Source organism: Spirosoma sp. KNUC1025, from assembly GCF_045160025.1.
Lineage (GTDB): Bacteria > Bacteroidota > Bacteroidia > Cytophagales > Spirosomataceae > Spirosoma.
Genome location: NZ_CP087139.1, coordinates 295371 through 314445, shown reverse-complemented (window position 1 = coordinate 314445; position 19075 = coordinate 295371). Strand labels below are relative to the sequence as shown.

Annotated in this window: 21 protein-coding genes; 13 read left to right on the top strand and 8 right to left on the bottom strand. The window is 46.6% G+C overall.

Features of this window, described 5'->3' with window-relative positions:
* Positions 1-45 precede the first annotated feature (45 nt).
* The 6 genes from LN737_RS01405 to LN737_RS01380 all read left to right on the top strand — a co-directional run bounded on the left by LN737_RS01405 (position 46) and on the right by LN737_RS01380 (position 4043).
* A complete protein-coding gene (locus LN737_RS01405) occupies positions 46-672 on the top strand; it encodes an ABC transporter ATP-binding protein (RefSeq protein WP_405520272.1) in 627 nt (208 codons plus the stop codon).
* 42 nt (positions 673-714) lie between these two features.
* A complete protein-coding gene (locus LN737_RS01400) occupies positions 715-1416 on the top strand; it encodes a peptidylprolyl isomerase (RefSeq protein WP_405515565.1) in 702 nt (233 codons plus the stop codon).
* A 75-nt stretch (positions 1417-1491) separates the two neighbouring features.
* Complete coding sequence (locus LN737_RS01395; protein WP_405515563.1) at positions 1492-2403, top strand: NAD(P)-dependent oxidoreductase; 912 nt, start codon at positions 1492-1494, stop codon at positions 2401-2403.
* Complete coding sequence (locus LN737_RS01390) at positions 2400-2789, top strand: tautomerase family protein (protein ID WP_405515561.1); 390 nt, start codon at positions 2400-2402, stop codon at positions 2787-2789. The genes LN737_RS01395 and LN737_RS01390 overlap by 4 nt, the downstream gene beginning before the upstream one ends.
* Positions 2790-2792: 3 nt before the next feature.
* Positions 2793-3053, top strand: coding sequence for a DUF167 domain-containing protein (locus tag LN737_RS01385; protein WP_405515559.1), 261 nt, complete (start codon positions 2793-2795; stop codon positions 3051-3053).
* Positions 3054-3200: 147 nt separating this feature from the next.
* A complete protein-coding gene (locus LN737_RS01380; protein WP_405515557.1) occupies positions 3201-4043 on the top strand; it encodes an endonuclease/exonuclease/phosphatase family protein in 843 nt (280 codons plus the stop codon).
* 73 nt (positions 4044-4116) lie between these two features.
* On the opposite strand, the gene LN737_RS01375 is transcribed toward LN737_RS01380, so the two are convergent.
* Positions 4117-5838: an amidohydrolase gene (locus tag LN737_RS01375; protein WP_405515555.1), complete on the bottom strand. Its 1722-nt coding sequence runs from the start codon at positions 5836-5838 to the stop codon at positions 4117-4119.
* 265 nt (positions 5839-6103) lie between these two features.
* Between LN737_RS01375 and LN737_RS01370 the strand changes: the two genes are divergently transcribed.
* Entirely contained in the window at positions 6104-7801 is a 1698-nt protein-coding gene (locus LN737_RS01370; RefSeq protein ID WP_405515553.1) for a glycosyltransferase family 39 protein, read from the top strand.
* Here LN737_RS01370 and LN737_RS01365 read toward each other — a convergent pair.
* Positions 7795-8013 (bottom strand): hypothetical protein, encoded by a 219-nt coding sequence (locus LN737_RS01365; RefSeq protein WP_405515551.1) that lies wholly within the window; start codon positions 8011-8013, stop codon positions 7795-7797. The two genes, LN737_RS01370 and LN737_RS01365, sit on opposite strands and share 7 nt — an antisense overlap.
* Positions 8014-8032: 19 nt before the next feature.
* On the opposite strand from LN737_RS01365, the gene LN737_RS01360 reads away from it, so the two are divergent.
* Positions 8033-9253 carry an NADP-dependent isocitrate dehydrogenase gene (locus LN737_RS01360; RefSeq protein ID WP_405515549.1) on the top strand — a complete coding sequence of 407 codons (1221 nt, stop codon included), beginning with the start codon at positions 8033-8035 and terminating at the stop codon, positions 9251-9253.
* Between the two features lie 109 nt (positions 9254-9362).
* Positions 9363-9770 carry a Dabb family protein gene (locus LN737_RS01355; RefSeq protein WP_405515547.1) on the top strand — a complete coding sequence of 136 codons (408 nt, stop codon included), beginning with the start codon at positions 9363-9365 and terminating at the stop codon, positions 9768-9770.
* A 39-nt stretch (positions 9771-9809) separates the two neighbouring features.
* On the opposite strand, the gene LN737_RS01350 is transcribed toward LN737_RS01355, so the two are convergent.
* Both LN737_RS01350 and LN737_RS01345 read right to left on the bottom strand, forming a co-directional pair.
* Positions 9810-10394, bottom strand: a complete 585-nt coding sequence (locus LN737_RS01350) for a Uma2 family endonuclease (RefSeq protein WP_405515545.1) — start codon at positions 10392-10394, stop codon at positions 9810-9812.
* A gap of 117 nt (positions 10395-10511) precedes the next feature.
* Positions 10512-11096: a YcxB family protein gene (locus LN737_RS01345; protein WP_405515543.1), complete on the bottom strand. Its 585-nt coding sequence runs from the start codon at positions 11094-11096 to the stop codon at positions 10512-10514.
* A gap of 112 nt (positions 11097-11208) precedes the next feature.
* On the opposite strand from LN737_RS01345, the gene LN737_RS01340 reads away from it, so the two are divergent.
* On the top strand, positions 11209-11721 hold the full coding sequence (locus LN737_RS01340; RefSeq protein WP_405515542.1) for a phosphoribosyltransferase family protein: 513 nt from the start codon (positions 11209-11211) through the stop codon (positions 11719-11721).
* A 9-nt stretch (positions 11722-11730) separates the two neighbouring features.
* On the opposite strand, the gene LN737_RS01335 is transcribed toward LN737_RS01340, so the two are convergent.
* Entirely contained in the window at positions 11731-11907 is a 177-nt protein-coding gene (locus tag LN737_RS01335) for a hypothetical protein (RefSeq protein WP_405515540.1), read from the bottom strand.
* 96 nt (positions 11908-12003) lie between these two features.
* Positions 12004-14988 (bottom strand): DEAD/DEAH box helicase, encoded by a 2985-nt coding sequence (locus tag LN737_RS01330; protein ID WP_405515538.1) that lies wholly within the window; start codon positions 14986-14988, stop codon positions 12004-12006.
* A gap of 56 nt (positions 14989-15044) precedes the next feature.
* Between LN737_RS01330 and LN737_RS01325 the strand changes: the two genes are divergently transcribed.
* From LN737_RS01325 to LN737_RS01315, 3 genes are all read left to right on the top strand, one after another.
* Complete coding sequence (locus LN737_RS01325; protein WP_405515536.1) at positions 15045-15335, top strand: hypothetical protein; 291 nt, start codon at positions 15045-15047, stop codon at positions 15333-15335.
* A gap of 39 nt (positions 15336-15374) precedes the next feature.
* The gene (locus LN737_RS01320; RefSeq protein WP_405515535.1) at positions 15375-15863 is read left to right on the top strand and encodes a low affinity iron permease family protein; all 489 of its coding nucleotides are present in this window, start codon (positions 15375-15377) and stop codon (positions 15861-15863) included.
* Positions 15864-16277: 414 nt separating this feature from the next.
* Positions 16278-17507, top strand: coding sequence for a glycosyltransferase (locus LN737_RS01315; protein ID WP_405515533.1), 1230 nt, complete (start codon positions 16278-16280; stop codon positions 17505-17507).
* 251 nt (positions 17508-17758) lie between these two features.
* Here LN737_RS01315 and LN737_RS01310 read toward each other — a convergent pair whose 3' ends face one another.
* Both LN737_RS01310 and LN737_RS01305 read right to left on the bottom strand, forming a co-directional pair.
* Positions 17759-17944 (bottom strand): hypothetical protein, encoded by a 186-nt coding sequence (locus LN737_RS01310; protein WP_405515531.1) that lies wholly within the window; start codon positions 17942-17944, stop codon positions 17759-17761.
* A gap of 121 nt (positions 17945-18065) precedes the next feature.
* Positions 18066-18860, bottom strand: a complete 795-nt coding sequence (locus LN737_RS01305; RefSeq protein WP_405515529.1) for a sugar transferase — start codon at positions 18858-18860, stop codon at positions 18066-18068.
* Positions 18861-19075 lie beyond the last annotated feature (215 nt).

Genomic DNA, 19075 nt, shown 5'->3' with positions numbered 1-19075 from the left:
AAATTACAACTTTTGCCTATTTTTGTGAGTACTCGCCTGAATCCAATGCTGGCAACCAAGCAACTCACGTTTGAATACGGCCCCTCGAAACGATTCTCGTTTCCTGATGTGCACTGCGCTAACCGCGAAGCGCTCCTGATTCTGGGGCGGTCTGGAACCGGGAAAACCACCTTTTTGCACCTACTGGCGCTGCTGCTCCGACCGAAGAGCGGTTCTGTAGTTATTGACCAGACAGACCTTACTCAGCTTAGCGCAGCGGAAACTGCGGCTTTTCGGGCTAAGCATGTTGGGATCGTCTACCAAAAACCTCACTTCGTTAGTTCGTTGTCCGTACTGGATAATCTGCTGATGGCGAATTATCTGGCGAACAAACCCCAGGATAAAAACCGGGCGCGGGAGTTGGCTGGGCAACTGGGTTTTGGAGACCATTTGGGAAAGAAAACCCACCAGCTCAGTCAGGGCGAACAGCAGCGGGTTAGCATTGCCCGCGCCGTTATGAATCAGCCCGGCGTCATTCTGGCCGATGAACCAACCTCCAGCCTTGATGACGAAAATACCGACCGCGTAGTGACCTTACTACGTGAGCAATCGGAGCAGATAGGGGCTAGTCTGATTGTTGTGACGCATGATCAGCGGCTGAAAGATGCCTTTCAGAACCGGGTTGCTTTATAAATCAGTCGACCCCAAAATCATTACGTGTTTTCAACTAGATTAATGAGGAAATTTCTGCTGTTTATTTTGCTGATGCCTACCGTTTTGCTGGCACAGAACCGGAAGAAAAAAGATTATGTCGTTACGCTTGCGACTGATTTTGGCGCTATGAAGCTCGTTCTTTACGATCAAACGCCAAAGCATAAGGAAAACTTCATCAAGCTTGTTAATCAGAAGTTTTACGACAGTTTGCTGTTTCATCGCATCATCCAGAATTTCATGATTCAGGGAGGAGATCCTAATTCGCGGAAAGCAGAAGCAGGGCAGCCGCTTGGCAATGGTGATGTTGGCTACAGGATTCCGGCGGAGTTTGTCCCTTCTCTTTTTCATAAGAAAGGCGCCCTGTCGGCCGCCCGCGATAACAACCCGGAAAAGGCATCGAGCGGTTGTCAGTTTTATGTTGTGCAGGGGCGTGTTTGGGACGATGCAGCTTTGCAGAAGCAACTCGAACGTATTGAAACGATGAAGGGGCGATTACCAACAGATGAGCAGATGCAGGTTTATAAAACCCTTGGCGGTACTCCTCATCTGGATGGTAATTATACGGTTTTTGGGGAGGTAATAGATGGGCTTGCCATTGTAGATAGCATTGCCAAACAGCCACGTGACCGCCAGGATCGTCCGGTAAAAGACATACGCATGAATATGACCGGCGATTGGGTCAAGAAAAAGAAAATCACAAAACAATACGGATATAAATTCTAGTCAGTAGTCGATGGTCATTAGGCAATAATTTTCCTGACATTCCTGACGCTATCGGCATACGACTACCAACTATTTATGAAACGCATTCTCATTACCGGCGCCAACGGACTGCTGGGCCAGAAATTAGTAGGCCTGCTTGTACAAAAACCTGATGTAGAACTGGTAGCTACCGCGCGCGGTACGAACCGACTGCCTTTTTCGGAGGGGTATACGTACCGGCCTATGGATATTACCAACCGCCAGGAAGTACTCGATATAATCGGGGAGGTACGTCCGGACGTAGTTATCCACGGGGCGGCTATGACCGATGTGGATAAGTGTGAAGTGCAGAAAGATGCCTGCTGGGCGCAGAATGTACACGCTGTTGAGTACATCATTGAAGCCTGCCGCGCTACCAATGCGTTTCTGCTGCACGTATCGACCGACTTTATTTTTGATGGTGCGGCCGGGCCCTACGATGAAACAGCTGAGCCAAATCCGATCAGTTTTTATGGATGGAGCAAGCAGGCGGGCGAATCGGCTGTGCGGCATTCAGACATTCGCTGGGCCATCGCCCGGACTATGCTTGTATATGGTATTGCACACGACATGAGCCGTAGCAACATTATTCTTTGGGTAAAAAAATCGCTCGAGGAGGGCAAGAATATTAAAGTCGTAACCGACCAATGGCGTAGCCCGACGCTGGCTGAAGACCTGGCTTTGGGCTGCTACCTGATTGCCGACAAAGAAGCCGAAGGTATTTTCAATATTTCGGGCAAAGGCGTACTGACCCCTTATGACATGGCCATCAAAACGGCTGATTATTTTGAGCTGGATAAGTCACTGATCGCTCCCGTGGATGCGTCGACGTTTACGCAGGTCGCGCGTCGGCCACCCCGTACGGGCTTCATTCTGGATAAATCGTACACGGTGCTGGGCTATGACCCGCACACGTTCGAAGAAGGCATTGCTGTATTGGCTGGTCAACTGAACCGTGAAGCTGTGTGAGTCAGGTAAAAATATACGGTGTTCGTGAGCAACTGCTTCCCATCCGCGATCAGCTCTCTGCCGTAATTCATGGCTGTGTGGTTGAGGTGCTTCAGTTTCCGGAAAACAAACGGGCGCATCGGTTTTTCTACCTCGACAACGACGATTTTTTTCGGCCTGCCACCGTGTCGAAACGCTACGTGATTCTTGAATTTCTGATGATAGAAGGACGTACCGTCGAGACAAAAAAGCGACTGATACGTTTGCTGTTCGAACGGATAAATTCGCAGGTAGGTCTTGCCCTGAGCGATATTGAAATTTGTATTCTGGAAAGTCCGGCGCACAATTGGGGCTTTCGGGGAATGACCGGCGATGAAATTCAGTTGACGTACAAAATCGATGTATAAGCCGTGACGTTGCATCTGAAAGTAAAACCCGGCAGCAAGATCGACCAATTGTTTTACGACGACGCTGGTCAGCTTACTGCGAAAATTAAGGCGCCCGCTCAGGAGGGAAAAGCCAATGCCTACCTGATTGAATTTCTGGCTAAACAATTCAACACAGCCAAATCGAACGTAACGATTGTTGCCGGATTTACGAATCCGCACAAACGCATCGACGTTGATACGCACGACCTTGTCATTCAGAGGGTGCTGGAAAAAATACGTTAGTAAACTGTGTCGGTACGGAGAGTGGAGTGTGGGAGTGTGGTGTCAGGTTCGAAAACCTGACACCACACTCCCACACTCCACTCTCCTAATCTCTAAAATTCTGATAACCAAGATTTCAACTCTTCCTAAACCTAGATTTGCAAAACCATGCGAACTTTAGTCCTTTCTCTTTTTTGTGTCGTGCTGATTACGCAGACTACCTACGCCCAAAAAGCCAAGCCCATTACGGTTGCTACGTACAACCTTCGCTACGACAACAAAGGCGATGGTATTAATGCCTGGCCCAATCGGAAAGAAAATGTAAAAGCCTTAGTCAAGTTTCATGAATTTGATCTGTTTGGTACGCAGGAGGCCCTTCGAAATCAATTGAATGACGTAGCGGAGCTGACCGAATTTGCGTTTATCGGTGCCGGGCGGGATGATGGTAAGGAAGCGGGCGAACACTCCGCTATTTTTTATAAGAAAGACCGCTTTAACGTGTTGCAATCGGGCAATTTCTGGTTGAGCGAAACACCTGAGAAACCCGGCAAAGGATGGGATGCTGTTTGCTGCAACCGAATCTGTTCATGGGCCAAATTCAAAGACGTAAACACAAAAAAAGATTTTTACTTTTTCAGCGTTCATTTCGACCACCAGGGCGTAGAAGCTCGGCGTCAGTCAGGAAAACTGATGGTAGCGAAGATCAGAGAAATTGCTAAAAATGAGCCGGTTATACTGGTTGGCGATTTTAATTCAACCCCGGAAACCGAGCAGATACAAACAATTCAAACCTTGCTGAGCGACGCGCATAACGTAACGGCGATGCCCCCATATGGCCCTGAAGGGACCTTCAACAGCTTCAAGTTTGATGCGCCAATGGACAAACGTATTGACTACATTTTTGTCAGCAAGCAATTCAACGTTCTGAAATACGGCGTGTTGACCGATGCAAAAGAACAGCGTTATCCCTCTGACCACCAGCCTGTCATGGTGAAAGTCGTGATGAAATAAGCATTAGATAAATGAAAACGTCCCGCAAGTCAGAAACCTGCGGGACGTTGTTCGTCAGAGGGATTGTGAATGCTTAATTCCCCCGCGAAGAAGACACTTTCGCTGCCGAAGATTTATCTTTTTCGAGTTGCTTCTTCACCGCTTCCCGCTGATCGTCGCGTACGGTTGGGTATTTGATACCTAGCTGCTCCAGGTAATTCGTGTATTTGCTGGGGTCGTAGTAAAACTTCTCTAGTTTTGGCTTAAACTCAGCCATGATCTTTTTATTGAGGTAAATGGCTGGTTGTTCTTTGGGCGAAATCAGAGGTTCGTACTTAATATCCTTCGTTTGTTCGTCTTTATAGTAAGCCCATGCGTCTTTAATAAGCTCGGGTTTTAAGAGCAGGTCCAGCAGTGTCATCGCTTCGGCTTTGGCGCCATATACCACACCTTTGTGGGCAATCGGCGTTGCCATCGAAATGGCATTGGCCCAATGGTGGCCCGGTAAACCCGGAATATTGCTGGGGTAACGTAACACAATCGTTGGCAGCGACCACGAAATATCGGCAATATCGTCGGAGCCGCCACCCATGGGAGTCATAGCCTGACCGCCCATCATGACCACCGGAGCCGACGATGTAGGCATTCCCATCGAATCGAGTTTCACGGCCAGACCATCAACTTTTGGGGCCTGTAATTCAATCTGGGAGGCTCGGGCCAGCAGTTGATCTTCTTCCGACCAGGTTGGCAACCCTACTTTTTTGATGTTGTCGTAGGCTGCGGCTGCCATTACTTTATTCGTATGAACGGGCCAGGCCGATCCCAGAATTTCATACGTGAATTTTGTATCCGTCATCAAAGCGGCTCCTTCCGCAATTTTGACGCCTGTTTCGAAGAGTTTTTTAATTTTTGGATAAGTCCGTTCGCGGAAATAATACCACACAGCCGCTTTGGAAGGCACTACGTTAGGTTGATCGCCCCCATCGGGAATAACGTAGTGCGACCGCTGGGTCAATTCGAGGTGTTCGCGCCGGAAGTTCCAGCCGATGTTCATCAGTTCAACAGCATCCAGCGCACTACGTCCACGCCAGGGCGCTCCGGCCGCGTGGGCTGCCTGCCCCTCAAAATTGAATTTTACGGATACTAATCCATTGTTGCCGTTGTCGCCCCACGATACGCCCAGGTTATTGCCAACGTGGGTAAAAATGCAGGCGTCAACGTCCTTAAAATACCCATCGCGAACGTAGAATGCTTTCGTCCCAACCAGTTCTTCGGCTACACCCGGCCAGAGCATGAGCGTACCTGGAATTTTTTCGCGCTCCATTAATTTCTTGACCGCCAGCACAGCTACAATATTGAGTGCCTGCCCTGAATTGTGCCCTTCGCCATGGCCGGGTGCTCCTTCTACAATTGGGTCTTTATAAGCCACACCGGGTTTCTGGCTGGCTTTCGGAATGCAGTCGATGTCGGAACCAATGGCAATGAGTGGTTTTCCTGACCCCCAGGTAGCAATCCAGGCCGTTGGAATATTGGCTATTCCTTTCTGGACTTTAAAGCCTTCTTTTTCGAGTAGCCCGGTGAGGTACTTAAATGACTCTTCTTCCTGAAATCCTAACTCCGAAAAGCTGAATAGCATGTCGTTGATCTGCTGCGCCATCACCTTGTTTGATTCGACGGCAGCAACAGCTTCCTGCTTCAATTTTTCGATCCGGTCCGATGATCGGCTGTCGCCAGACTTCGCTGTTTTTTTTGTCTGAGCAAGTAGCAGCGTTGGAATGAAAAGAAAGACAATTAATAGTTTTGTGCAGTTTTTCATGAAAATTGCCAAATTTTATTATGTATGGTTAAGAATGACCTCTTAAAAATACGGAAATTCTTCTCATTTATAGGTAGTTGTGCCCAACGATATTTTCGTTGTAAATCCTCTGTTTAGCTTAGTTTGCCCGTGTGCGTATACATTTTATTGGGCTATAAAGCGTTGTTAATGAGTACCATCAGATACACTATATACCAAGTAGTGAATTTATTAACATGTTTGTAAAGAAATTATAATATTTGCTCCACACCTGATTGGGAGATTTATGTTGAAAAGTTTTTCTTATCTATTCACCAAAAAAAATCAGTTACTAGGTATTTCGCTGATTTGGGTACTCGTAGCTGTAGTAATTAACCCATACGGTGAATTTCCTTTTAACGACGACTGGGCATACGCACAATCGGTAAAAGCATTAGTTGAAGATCACACGTTCTTCGTATCGGGCTGGACTAGTGTAAATCTATTGGTTCAGATAGGGTGGGGAGCTTTATTTTGTTTACCCTTCGGTTTCTCTTTTACAGCGCTCCGCCTATCGACTCTGGCAGCTGGCCTGATCGGGCTCTGGGGCACCCATCGATTGATCTATAATTCGACAGAGAATCCGCAAATAGCCTTTACCGGTACCTTATTAACACTGGTCAATCCAATCTATCTGGGTTTATCAGCTTCGTTTATGACCGATGTGCCCTTCTATGCACTGATGGTCTGGACGCTGGCTTGTATGGTAGCTGGTCTCAAACAGGATTCTACCCGCTTTATGGTAGTGGGTATTGGACTTGCCGTTGTTGGGCTGCTGATTCGGCAATTTGGGATAGCCCTGTTCGCCGGTTTTGGACTTGCTTACCTGGTACGTAGGGGAATTCATTTGAAAAATTTGGTTGTAGCGGGTGCTTGTGTTGTGTTAGGATTAAGCGTTCAGGTCGGTTACCAGCGATGGCTGTCTTATATGATGCCAGGAACGGTGAGTTACAACGTACAGGCGACCAACTTTTTTCACCTGAGTTATTACAAACCGCAACTTTTTTACGGGTTTATCAACAATACGTTCGCCAGCCTGATGTACGTTGGGCTATTCATGTTTCCCTATTTTCTGGTGCTTTTCACTAAAAAGAGCCTGTTCGATTTCCAGAAGAATCGTTGGGTCTGGCTGGCCGCAACGATCGCTATTCTTGGTGTGTGGCAGAGCATGTTCGACGGAATAACAATGCCGGTTTGGTGGAATACCCTCAGTGCTTTTGGCCTGGGTCCAATGCTGGTGCGGGATCTTTATTTCCGGTTGTATGGGTTGCCTGTGCCGGGTGTTCTCCAGTTTATCATGGTCATCGTAACGGCCATTAGTTTAGCCGGCAGTATTTGCGTGCTTTATTCAATAATCAATGCTGTTCGCTTTTTGATCAACCCATCTACCAGAGTAATTCCGCGAACAGTTGGGGTGTTGTTGTTTTCGGTGTTAGCTATCTACTTTTTTCCAATAGGTATGCAGGTGTTGTTTGATCGGTATTTACTGCCCATACCTGTGCTTGTATTGATTCTGATTCATGTAGCTCAATCGTCGTCTAAACAGAATATTCTCGAACAGACTTTGCCTGTACCGCTCTATCTGTCAGTTGGTTTATTTGGGGCGTATCTGCTTTTCAGCGTTTTTGCAACCCACGACTATCTGGCCTGGAATCGTGTTCGCTGGCGTGCCCTCAACACTATGGTTCAGCAGGGAATAAAACCGAGCGAAATAGATGGTGGACTGGAATTCAATGCATGGCATTTGTACGATGCATCTTATAAACCCACCCCATCGAAAAGCTGGTGGTGGGTTCATAACGATACGTATGTACTAGGCGCCAGCTTATTACCCGGCTATACGCTTTTTCAGGAACACAGGGTAGATACATGGTTTCCCTGGGGTTTCCAGAAAATCACCATCGGTAAGAAAAGCCAGGTGGTCGCCAGAAACGCCGATCAATAACCTTCACTCGTCGACCGAGACACGCTCTTTGCTGTCTGTAGTAGGCCATTCGGTCGTTTTTTTCGCTGATCGGTACGTTTAATCGCTTCTGGCAGCACAGCAGCGCACTGCCTGTGCGTATCGCGCCGAATCGTAAAGCAGATCGAAGAAGCAGTACCCATTTTTGGGCGATATTCACTACTTTTGCGGCCAAGTTTTCGTATCGTTTTCAATCGTTTATAACCAAGTCCAATGGAAAAAATTAAGGTAGCGAATCCGGTTGTCGAACTGGATGGCGACGAAATGACCCGTATCATCTGGAAGTTCATTAAAGACAAACTGATTCTGCCCTACGTTGACGTAGATATTAAATATTACGACCTCGGCATCGAATACCGCGACGAAACCAATGACCAGGTAACGATTGATGCGGCCAATGCTATCAAACAGTACGGTGTCGGTATCAAATGCGCCACCATTACCCCCGACGAAGACCGCGTTAAAGAGTTCAATCTCAAGCAAATGTGGAAGTCGCCGAACGGAACCATCCGGAATATTCTGGACGGTACGGTGTTTCGTGAGCCAATCGTTATGAAGAACGTACCGCGTCTGGTAACGAACTGGACGGCCCCCATTATCGTCGGTCGTCATGCGTTCGGAGATCAGTATCGGGCTACGGATTTCCTGGTTCCAGGCGCGGGTAAACTGACCATGAAATTTGAAGGCGCTGACGGTACGGTACAGGAATACGAAGTTTACAACTTCAAAGGACCAGGCGTAGCTATGGGTATGTACAATGTTGACGAGTCGATCCGTGGCTTTGCCCAGGCTTGTTTCAACATGGCCCTGCAAAAAGGCTGGCCTCTCTACCTCTCGACCAAAAATACCATCCTGAAAAAATACGACGGCCGGTTTAAAGATATTTTTCAGGAAATTTATGAAGGCCAGTTTAAGGCGAAAGGCGTTCATTATGAGCATCGTCTGATCGACGACATGGTAGCTTCAGCACTGAAATGGAACGGCAACTTCGTATGGGCTTGTAAGAACTATGACGGCGACGTGCAGTCGGATACCGTAGCGCAGGGCTTCGGTTCGCTTGGCCTGATGACGTCGGTACTGGTTACGCCCGATGGTCAGACCATGGAAGCCGAAGCGGCTCACGGTACGGTTACGCGCCACTACCGCGAATATCAGAAAGGAAACAAAACCTCGACCAACCCCATTGCATCGATTTATGCCTGGACACGTGGATTGGCATTCCGGGGCAAACTTGATGGCAATCAGCCGTTGATCGATTTCTGCAATGCCCTCGAGCAGGTTTGCGTAGAAACCGTTGAAAGCGGTAAAATGACGAAAGACTTAGCGATTTCGGTATACCCAGGCGACACCAGTCTGGTGGCAGGCGAACACTACCTTAATACGGAAGATTTCCTCGAAGCGCTGGATACCAATCTGAAAGCGAAACTGGCGTAAACGGCCTCAGCCGCATAGCCAATCAGTCTGATTTTAGTTAATTTTTAAGTGCCACTCAAAGTAGGGTGGCACTTTTATTTTCTTTACCAGCCAAACTCTTTGTCGATTTATGAAACATATCCTGACGATCGTAGCACTGGCATTTTTGTCAATTACTGCCTATGCCTATCAGCCCACAAACGAACCCCCCACGAAGAAAATGAAAGCGAACGTAGTACAGCACATTGTGCTTTTTAAATTCAAGCCCGAAACGACTCCAGAGAAGCTGAAAGAAATTCTGGCGGCTTTTGAAGCGTTGCCGTCGAAAATTAAAGAGATTAAAGGGTTTCAGTGGGGAACCAATAACAGTCCCGAAAATCACGCGCATGGCCTGACGCACGCTTTTATTCTGACTTTCGATTCGGAGAAAGACCGCGACGCCTATCTGCCGCATCCGGCTCACCAGGAATTTGGTAAGATTGTTGGTCCCTGGCTTGCTGATTTGACCGTAGTTGACTTTACGAATCAGGCTAAATAAAAAACGGGCGAATTTAGATTCGCCCGTTTTTTACCTTCGTTAATACTGCAATACTTCCTGAATATTTATGGTGAAACCGACCAGTACATCTTCGCCGGAAAGTGTTTCTGAAAAGGGCTGAGAGTTTGGTTCTCGCTCAGGATGATAAACTGTTGTTGTCTGTGTCTGCGGGTCTACCAGCCACCCAAGCCGAACACCGTTCTGAAGCCATTTCTCCATTTTTGCCTTTAGTTCGTTGAGGTTATCGGATTCGGAGCGGACCTCAATGACAAAATCCGGACAGACATGGGCAAATTTTTTAAGCTCTTCGGGCAACACCTGCATCAATCGTTCTTTACTAACCCAGCCTACGTCAGGTGCCCGCATGGATGTGTCGGGTAGCGTGTAACCTCCGTTTGACTCCGAAGTACGGCCTAATTTTTTCTGGCGGTTCCAGTTACGAACTTCGCCGAATAACTCTCCATTTATGAAACTACTTTCTAATCCGGTGGGCGGCATAATAATAATGTGACCTGTTTCGTCGCGTTCAATATGCAGTTCTGGATTAGCTAAGCAGAATGCATATAATTCGTCGTCCGAAAACACATTGATGCGGGGTGGTATCGTCAACGTAATGGACTTCATATTCGTTGGTCGTTTTATCAAAGATAACGAAAAAACGGGGCGTAAAAAGAAGCACCCAATTCTACGGGCATGGCGCTACATAGAGTTGGGTGCTTGTTTCTACATATCAGTGAACGGTTATTTCACCGTTTCGGCCGGAACGCCACCGGGTATGAGCCCTTTACGTTTCAAGAGGGCTTCGGTAAAGCGCAGGTCGTTCTCACTATTAAAAATACTGAAGGGTAAATACAGAAACTGTGCTTTGGCTAATCCTTTAGTTACGGTCTTGGCAATCCAACTGGCTTTTACGTTGGCCATTGCTTCTGTGTTGTCCAGAAACAGGATATAAGCGTCTTTGTCCTTAATAACACTGTTGATCTGATTCCACTTCAGAATGCCCCCTTCTTTGGCATTAATACGCATTAGAATCTGGCGACTGTCAATCTCATAGATGTACTTCTGAAACAGCGCCTTACTTTGCTCCATTTGTGAAATGCCCGTAATCTGCACCGCCCAGAAAAGCACATACAAGATGGTAAGCAGCACGATAACGATATAAATCCAGTAGTTAGGATAAACGTTCGTCAGGTTCAGAACGACATTCAGGAGAATCAATGCCAAGGGAACAAACGCCCACTTCCAGTTTTCTTTTACCCACTGCCGAAGGGCAATATTAATATACGTTTTTTGGTCTAACGCGTACTTTTTTGTCTTAACAATCATAGCTACTTCTACATGAACGTACAAAGATACAGCGATTTAGAATCTGTAATTGTATTTCCTTGACGAACTGCTTTTTCTCATCTTTACAGCCTAATTATTTTTTGATCATTGCATGAATACGGTTCCGTCGACGCTTGTCCTGAATGCAGAACAGATTCGCCAGAAAATCAGGCGAATTGCTTTTCAGATTTACGAAAACAATTTTGAAGAAACTGACCTGCTTATGGCGGGTATATCGGGTGAAGGCTACGTACTGGCTCAGGCACTGGCGCAGGAATTACAAACAATTGCGCCTTTTTCGGTCCGTTTAACCCAGCTCAAGTTCGACAAAACGCAGTCGGTCCAACCACCGGTTCAGCCCGACCTTTCGGCCACGGACTATGCTAACACCGTAGTGGTTGTTGTTGACGATGTGCTTTATACGGGACGAACGCTGGCTTTTAGCCTACAACCGTTTCTGGCTGTAGCCGTACGTAAATTACAGGTTGCTGTACTGGTTGATCGAAATCATCCGCGTTATCCGGTTGCAGCCGATTACAAAGGCTACGAGTTAAGCACTACGCTGACAGAGCATGTCGACGTTGTGCTTAGTGACGAAGGGCGAATGGGGGTGTATTTGCGCTAGAGAAAGCAGCTACGCTTTTGTACTGCGAATCAGACCGATACCGGCAAAGAAAAAAACACCGCCTAATATCAGGTACACAAACGAAGCCTGAGCTACACCACCTTTTGTAAAATCAATACCGCCGTAAATTAGGCCGATCAGGCCGACCAGCGTCAGAATCATGCCGAATACGCTTTTAACGTTCATAAGTCGAGTTTTTTTAAGGTGATTAACGGATACCGGATAGATAACTAGTATTCGTCAGAATATTCCCTAAAAATTACTCAATTCTTATTGAGCCGCTTATTCCAGCAAGGCGATTATGTCTTCCTTCGTGAGCGATTTCATGAAGTTTTCTTCCGTTGTGATGAGGCTACCCGCAAGCTGTTGCTTGGCCCGTTGCAGCGAAAGGATTTTTTCCTCGACGGTATTCTTTGCAATGAATTTGTACGTAAACACCGTTTTGCTCTGGCCGATGCGGTGAGCCCGGTCAACGGCCTGGGCTTCGATGGCGGGATTCCACCAGGGGTCCAGAATAAATACGTAATCAGCAGCGGTAAGATTATGCCCTAAACCGCCCGCCTTCAACGAGATCAGGAACAGTTTGACGGATTCGTCTGTCTGAAACAGATTAACCTGACCTTGCCGGTCCGTTGTTGAGCCATCGAGGTAAGCGTACTTGATGTGTTTTTCTTTCAAATAGTGCTGAACAACGCTCAGGTGTTTGATAAACTGGCTGAATATAAGAACCTTATGGTTTTCGGTCATGGCACTTTCCAGCCGGATCAGTACGTCATCCAGTTTACCGGAATCACCTTCATACTCAGCATCGACCATACGTGGGTGATTCGCAATCTGGCGCAGCTTGGTGAGCCCCTGCAGAACGACCATCTGCGATTTGGCCATACCTTCTTCTTCGATATGCTCCAGAATCAGATTCCGATAATATGATTTGGCTTCTTCATACTGTTTTTCCTGATCAGCCGTCATTTCAGAATAAAGCACGCTTTCTACCTTCTCGGGCAAATCGGTGGCAACCTGCGACTTATTCCGCCGGAGCATAAACGGCTTGATTAAGCTATAAAGCCGACTTGTTTTGGCCTCATCGTGCCGCTTTTCAATAGGAATCTGAAATTCGTTTCGAAAGAATGACTGACTTCCCAACAGCCCCGGATTAATAAACGACATCTGTGACCAGAGGTCCATGGTGCTGTTTTCGAGCGGAGTGCCGGTCAGAATAAGCCGGTAGGCGGTGTTGAGCTGCACTACTGCCTTTGTTATGTGCGACGATGGGTTCTTGATCGCCTGCGATTCGTCGAGAATGACGTAGTTGAATCGATAGCTGCTCAAGATGTCAATGTCGATCCGGACAATACCATACGAGGTCAGAATCAGATCATACTCATCAAATTGAGCGGTGTTTTTATCCCGGTACGTTCCCGTATAAACCATCACCCGCAAATCGGGGGTGAATTTCCTGGCCTCCAGTTCCCAGTTGTACAGCAGCGAGGTGGGCATTACCAGTAAACTTGGCGACGTAGCACCGGCTTCTTTTTGCCCTTGCAGCATTGCCAGTGTCATGACAGTTTTGCCTAATCCCATATCGTCGGCCAGGCAACCGCCGAAGCGATACTGACGTAGAAAGTTCATCCAGTCGTAGCCAGCCTGCTGATAGGGACGTAACGTACCGCTAAAATGCTGCGGCAGGGGAAACTGTTCGATTTCCAGGAAATCGCGCAGGCGCTCCAGCTTGCGGCTCATTACGGTTGTAGCCAGGTTGTCGCGTTCCAATTCCTGCACCAGTGCCAGATGGTGCTTCTGGAGTACAAGACCATTGCTAGCATTATCAAGACCATCGACGTGCTCCAGAAAACTGAACAACTCAGAATACTTCGTAAACCAGGTTTCGGGAATAACCGCAATCTCGCCATTGGGGAGCCTGAATTCTCGTTTTTTATTCAGGATGAGCGTCCTTAGTTTAAGAAACGGAATTTCGAATTCTCCGAAGCGCACATTTGCATAGATGTCAAACCAATCGCGACCTTCCTCAATTGACACCTTAATGCTTGAGTACCCCAGAAAATACCGTTTTGCATCCTGCTCATTCTGACGAATCAGAAAGTTGGCTCCCCGTAATTGGGAGCCGTGGTCTGATAGCCAGGCAAACGCTTCTGTTTTAGGCAGCACCAGTCGGCCGTTACGTAGGTCAAGCCCCAGATCGCGAAGAAAGGTTAGCTTCTGGCGTTCAAGCCGCTGATCGCGACGGATTTTATGAAAAATATACTCGTCGTTCTTTTTTTCAAGACTAACATTGGCCGACGTACCAAAACTGTCGAAACGGAATGTAAAGTCACCGTACTGAAACGCCAGGTCAAACACCATACGCTGGCTGGATTCCTCGCCTTTATCGGCTACCTCAACGGTGCCTGATCCGGCCTGAAACACTGTAGCCGGAACTGGCCGACTGGCTGCGACCATTTCGGATACTGTCAGAACCGGAACTAATTCCAGATTTTCAGCCCGTATTTCGAACCCTTTGGCATATACGTCGTAGGAGGCAATCAGCTGAGTAACAAAGCGCTCATAGTATTGCTGCTCAATATTACGTGGTATGATTATGTGATTTTTCGTGAAGAATGGGCGTAGTTTTTTGCCATCTACATTTTTGTGGAAATGGTACAGCCGACTACCGACCATCATATACGCAGGCTCATCGCAGATCATGAGCGCGTCTTTAAACTGGAAATCGACACGCTCGGTTTCGCCGGGTTTGGTCGGATAACGAATGATAGGGAAATAGTGGGTTGAATCAGCGTTTCGGATGAAGTGAAAATGAACTCTAGCCGGTTCGGGCATCCAGACGATGGGCTCCCAGGCCGGATTGCCGTCGTTTCCCATTATGTAAAAAGGCTTACCGGGCATTAAGGCCATAATCTGCGCTTTTATATGCTCCAGATAGCCGCTAATAGTCTCCTGCACGATTTTATCCCCTTTCTGCGGATCGTATATTTTAAGGAAGAAATCGACGGCGGGCATCTTCCGGGTATTAAACTTCTTGACGATGGTATCCTGTTGAATACTATCTATGAGTTTAACCAGTTCGAAATCAGTCTCATTCAGGTCTTTTGCAAACTCGCCGACGTTTTGCGTCGACAGGGTCTGGTTTTGCAAGGTCAGCTCACCCCGGCTGTTACGTTGTACAACAAACGCTTCGATAAGGTAGCCCAGGAATTCGTGATCCAGGAGCGAATACACAATCTGAAACGGTTGTAAAGGCGAAACTTTCATGTGGATTGTACGAATCGGAGCAGTCTATTCGGCAACGAACAGAGCGCAGGAAAAGGGTGAACAATGGCTATTATAAATCGGGTGGACAAGATCCTGACATCTACAAAAAAACAGATCAAAAAAGACTCATAATGAGTCAATTATGTATAGTTTGTATTTGTCAAAGGTTTCAAATATACGAAGCAAAACAAAATGTACAAGAGGGAATTCGACAAAATCTGGAAATAGAAAAAGACCATAAAATAAATGCAGGCAACAGTAAGAAAAAGCCCGAAATCGGCGGTTTAAATCCGGTTAAATTTGGCCTGAAATCGATCAAACAAGGCTCACTAATTAACTTTATCTAAGTGGTTTAGGTTATTCTAACTAGCAATTGACTTTAGATTATGGATACCCAGCAATCACTCCCTACGCCCACTTCAAAAGGTTTTTTTGAGCGTTTTTCGTCGACAGTAGCAAAAGCAACGGGCAGCTCAGCCGCCTTTATTATTGCGATGCTTACCGTCATTGCATGGGCTGTTTCGGGCCCTTTTTTTCACTATTCAGAAGACTGGCAGCTTGTTATTAACACGGGCACAACTATTGTTACGTTTCTGATGGTCTTTCTGATTCAGAAAGCGCAGAATAAAGATTCTATGTCGGTACAGTTGAAGCTAAACGAGTTGATAGCCGCTACGAAAGGTGCCAGTAATCGCCTGGTTTCTGTAGAAAATTTAACCGAAGAAGAATTGTTGGTACTGCAGAAGCACTACGAAATGATGGCCGAAATAACTCGTCAGGCATCAGACCTGCGGCAGTCGCATTCGGTAGAAGAAGCGATAAAAGACACCGCTGAAAAACTGGAAGATGAGTCGGAATCTGGTCACGTATTATAATTGTTAAAAGAGTAATTTATAGGTGGTCAACCTAAGCCTTGTAATTATTTCCTTTTTTGCCAATACAGGCAGTGGGGTCGGTCTTAGTAGCATCTTATTAGATGTAGTTTTTCAAGTTATCCCAAGTTGACAAGGCTGTACTGTGGATACTGTTCTGTATGAATAATGCATGAATAAGTAGCACTTCTATTCTAATTATTACTCAATTTATCAATAGCAATTTCTTTTGAATCCATTCAATCATAATTTGAACATTAGCCCTATTCACGTTGTAACATAGTAGCGGATAAACTACTGTTTAGTTAAGAAATAGTAGGTGTTTCTATTGGTGGGTTATGTATGGCAGGTGAGCATGCTATACGCTTTCAAAGCTATTTACACAGAAGGGAATTTTATCTTTTTTAATTGTTAACTATGCTTCAACAACCTGACTCAAAAAAACAAGTTGCACCGAGTGAACCTGCCCACTCATCATTTCTAAATCGTATTACGTCAGCCGAAGGGTCATCGGGTAAAGTAACAGACTTGTTTTGTTTCTCTCACCTACGTTGGAATTTCGTTTATCAGCGGCCACAGCATTTGCTTAGCCGGGCAAGCGGTCAATGGCGAACGTGGTTTTGGGAAGAGCCTGTACGGGATGAACGAAACTGGCTGGAAGTTAGATCGCTCAGTAATCAGCGATACGTGGTCGTTCCTCATTTACAGCCGGGCTTAAGTGAAGAAAAAATTGCTCTGCAGCAAAAGGAGTGGGTTAACCAGATACTTAGCCAGCACCAGATCACCGATTATATAGCGTGGTATTATACACCCATGGCTCTGTCGTTTACGGATCATTTGCGTGCGCGGTTAACAATCTATGACTGCATGGATGAACTGTCGGCGTTTCATGGTGCCCCTCCTCAGTTGAGAAGCCGGGAACGGCAGTTAATGCAGCGGGCAGACTTATTATTCACCGGCGGTTATAGTCTATTTGAAGCCAAACGAGCTCTTCATTCCGCGGTGTATGCGTTTCCAAGTAGTATCGATTTTGACCATTTTGCCCAAGCTCGCCAGGGACTTACGGACCCCGCTGACCAGCAGTCTTTGGCAACGCCCCGAATAGGATTTGCGGGTGTTATTGATGAGCGATTTGATACCGAACTGTTGCGGACCGTGGCGTTACGTCGACCAGACTGGCAGTTCATTCTGATTGGGCCAGTGGTTAAGATAAATCCGGCCATCCTGCCTAAAGGCCCAAACTTACACTACCTGGGGCTAAAGTCTTATAATAACTTACCTAATTATTTCAGTTACTGGCAGGCTGCTATGCTCCCGTTTGCTCTCAATGAGTCAACCCGCTTTATCAGTCCTACCAAAACACCCGAATATTTAGCGGCCGGACTGCCTGTGGTTTCAACGCCTATTCAGGACGTAGTCACTACGTATGGCCGGTATAGTATGGTTTCAATCTGCGATTCAGCCGAAACTTTTGAGCAGGCCATTGAAAAAGCCTTAAATAGCCGGGGTTCGCTGGACTGGTCGGGTGTTGATACGTTTCTACAGAACCACTCCTGGGATCGTACCTGGGCAGCCATGCTTGAATTGATTGAAGGCAAATTACAGCTTACGTCCTCCCGGTCTGGAGCCTTAAAAGATCTGGATTAAGCTCTAATCCTGTCGACTGCGCATTTAAATAGTACGTCCGTTTATAGCTTTTCTAGTTAAAAAGCTATAAACGGACATACTATGTTTTAGGCTGAACGTACCTCGATGATCTTACTGGAGCGTGTCCGTCTGTGGCTTAGGCCGTTGAATTCTTGGGCGTTTGGGTCGTTTAGGTTTAGGTTCTTCAAGTGCCGGTGAAGTAGATATTCCCATAAAAAGTAAATCGAAAAATAACGGCTTTATATGTATGATTATAGAGTCTTTAGTTGCCTGATGAGTAAATAAACAAGAAAAATAATCCAGCCTATTAACCCTGTCAGGCTAATCAGCAGAAATATCAGAATACCAGCAGCGGCCTCATCCCGCTCTTTTTGAGTAAGATCAGGGTGCAGTTCTGCAAGTACCTCAATAAGTCGGCTAACCAGTCTTTTTTTCATTTTCGTGAAGCCATAGCAATACCTATTGGCAAGACAAAACTTGCCATTTGCAGAAAGCTGATCGTAGCTTCACTAACTTCCGATTTGAGAGAAGTGGCTAGACCCAATCGTCTACCTGACCTTACCAGGCGTTCTTGTCGCCTTTGAGCATTACCCCTAACGTTGCCAGACAGATCTTCACGTCTAGGGAAACACTTTGTCGTTTGATATAGAAATGATCGTACCGAATACGATGCTCCATCATGAAACCCCGCTGGGTTTCGCCCCGGTTTCCACGGGCCTGAGCCAGACCGGTAATGCCCGGTTTCACCCAGTAACGCTTCCGATAGGCAGACGAATCCCAGTGTTGAGCATCATGCTGAAGCGCATGAGGGCGAGGACCAACCAGACTCATATCGCCCATAAGTACATTGATAAACTGGGGCATCTCATCGAGGTTAGTCTTGCGCAGAAACGCACCCACCCTGGTTATACGGGAATCTTGCTGGCGGGTTTGCTCAAAAGTCGACTGCGGCCGGTTGTACATGGTCCGAAACTTCATGCAATAAAAAGGCCGGCCCCGGCGCCCTGAGCGGGGCTGCATAAAAAAGATTGGTCCTTCTGATTCCCACAAGATCAGTACACCCAGAATTGGAACCAGCCAGGATAATACAAAGATCGTGACCAGTAATGCACCGGTTATATCCATCACTCGTTTGCTGGTAGTGGTTAGCCAACCGGCTTGAGTGAGTTCATCAAACTGGGGATCGACAACCCAGGGAAGGACAAGTGGATATGCTGTTGAATTTATTGTCTGAAGCTGGGGCTGGGCTGTGGTGCTAAAAACATGGTTCCCCGACGATAGATACTCTGAATTGTCTTGCCTTGTAATTCGTTCGGGTGTAGTCCGATTGAAGGTGGTAAGAAATGGATTCATAAGCTGAGGAAGTTAACTGGATAGATGAAATAACCGAATATATTTTCATTAATAAATATAGACTCTGTAGTTATAAAATAAGTTGTTACGGTATGATGTTTTGTCTAAAAGTAGGTACGAAGCTGTTGTGTGTCAAACGGTTAATATCAAATTGTTTAATAAATTATAGTATTCACTTGTAAAGTCCTTTTCCAGCTAATATGAGGGGATAATTA